Origin of the sequence: Streptomyces spiramenti (assembly GCF_012034385.1) — a bacterium.
GTDB lineage: Bacteria > Actinomycetota > Actinomycetes > Streptomycetales > Streptomycetaceae > Streptomyces > Streptomyces spiramenti.
Genome location: NZ_JAAVJB010000413.1, coordinates 1 through 2,141, shown reverse-complemented (window position 1 = coordinate 2,141; position 2,141 = coordinate 1). Strand labels below are relative to the sequence as shown.

1 protein-coding gene is annotated in these 2,141 nt (G+C 70.4%); it reads right to left on the bottom strand.

What is annotated here, in order from left to right; genetic code table 11:
• Positions 1 to 1,979 (bottom strand): aminopeptidase N (gene pepN / locus HCJ92_RS23775; RefSeq protein WP_167935673.1); only part of this gene is annotated, 1,979 nt, incomplete at its 3' end.
• Between the last annotated feature and the right edge of the window lie 162 nt (positions 1,980 to 2,141).

The following is a 2,141-nucleotide window of genomic DNA, read 5'->3' as shown; positions in this document are numbered from 1 at the left end:
GTCACCGCCTGGTCGATCACCAGGTTCTCCCGGTAGGTGCCGGGGGAGAGGACCAGCACGTCGCCGTCGGCGGCGGCGGACCAGCGGGCCAGGCCCTCCTCGCGCAGGCCGGGCGCGGCGTAGAGGTCCAGGGCGAGCTTGACCTGGCGGTGGAGGGTCTGCACGACACCGATGTCCGACTCGCGGCCGACGCCGCGCAGCACCAGCTCCAGGTAGTCCTGGGTGCGCATCTCGCCGTCACGGGTCATGTCCCAGGCGGAGGCCCAGCACAGGGCCCGCGGGAGCGGCTCGGTGAAGTCGGCGAGGTGCTCGGTGACGACGGCCAGCGACTCGGCGTCCAGCCGGACCTTGGCGTAGGTCAGGTCGTCGTCGTTGAGCAGGACGACCGCGGGGCGGGCGCGGCCCACGAGGTCGGGGACCTCGGTGAGTTCGCCGTCCACGTCCAGCTCGATCCGCTCGACGCGCTCCAGCCGGCCGTCGTTCAGCTCGTAGAGGCCGACGGCGATGCGGTGGGGGCGCAGCACCGGCTCGCCGCGGGCGCCCTCGGGCAGCGGCGGCGCGGTCTGCCGTACGGCGAAGGCGGTCATGGTGCCGTCCTCGTTGACGGTGATCTCCGGGCGCAGCACGTTGATGCCGGCGGTCTGGAGCCACTTCCGCGACCAGGTGCTCAGGTCGCGCCCGCTGGTCTCCTCCAGCGCGGTGAGCAGGTCGGGGAGGGTGGTGTTGCCCCAGGCGTGGCGCTTGAAGTAGATCTGCACGCCCTGGAAGAACTCGTCCATGCCGACGTAGGCGACCAGCTGCTTCAGGACGGAGGCGCCCTTGGCGTAGGTGATGCCGTCGAAGTTGACGAGGACGTCGTCCAGGTCGTTGATCTCGGCCATGATCGGGTGGGTGGAGGGCAGCTGGTCCTGCCGGTAGGCCCAGGTCTTCATCTGGTTGGCGAAGCTGGTCCACGCGTGCGGCCAGCGGGAGCCGGGTGCGTGGGCCTGGCAGGCGACGGAGGTATAGGTCGCGAACGACTCGTTCAGCCAGAGGTCGTTCCACCACTCCATGGTGACCAGGTCGCCGAACCACATGTGGGCCAGCTCGTGGAGGATGGTCTCCGCGCGCATCTCGTACGCGGCGTCGGTGACCTTGGAACGGAAGACGTACTGGTCGCGGATGGTGACCGCGCCCGCGTTCTCCATGGCGCCGGCGTTGAACTCCGGGACGAAGAGCTGGTCGTACTTCTCGAAGGGGTACGGGAAGTCGAACTTCTCCTCGAACCAGTCGAATCCCTGCCGGGTGACGGCGAAGATCGCGTCGGCGTCGAGGTGTTCGGCGAGGGACGGGCGGCAGTAGATGCCCAGCGGGACGCTGCGGTCCTTCCCCTCCCAGCTGCTGTGGACCTCGTGGTACGGGCCGACGATCAGCGCGGTGATGTAGGTGGAGATCCGCGGAGTGGGGGCGAACCGCCAGACGGTGCCGCCCTCCGGCTCCGGCGTGGGGGAGTTGGAGATGACCTTCCAGCCCTCGGGCGCGGTGACCGTGAACGCGAAGGTCGCCTTCAGGTCGGGCTGTTCGAAGGAGGCGAAGACGCGCCGGGCGTCGGGAACCTCGAACTGGGTATAGAGGTAAGCCTGTTCGTCGACGGGGTCGACGAAGCGGTGCAGTCCCTCACCGCTGTTGGTGTAGGCGCAGTCGGCCACGACTCGCAGCACGCTGTCGCCCTCCGGGACGTCCAGCGCGATGCGGGAGTCGCTGAAGACGGCCGCCGGGTCCAGCGCGGTGCCGTTGAGCTCCACCTCGCGCACGGCGGGCGCCACCAGGTCGATGAAGGTGGCGGCGGCCTCCCCGGCGGTGAACCGCACCGTGGTCTGCGACCGGTAGGTTCCGCCCTCCTGGGCGCCGCTGAGGTCGAGGTCGATCTCGTAGGAGTCGACGGTCAGCAGCCGTGCCCGCCGCTGGGCCTCGTCGCGCGTCAGATTCGTGCCAGGCACCGTGGGGTCATCTCCTTGCTCGGGCGTTTGGGGGTCATCCTTCCACGCGGCTGCCCAGCCGTTCCCCCGATTAACGGGCGGGTCGGCACCGGCGGCGCGACGTGCGGCACACCGCCCTCCGGCGGGGCCGCGGCCCCGCCGGGCCGGCGCGGGGTTCCGCGC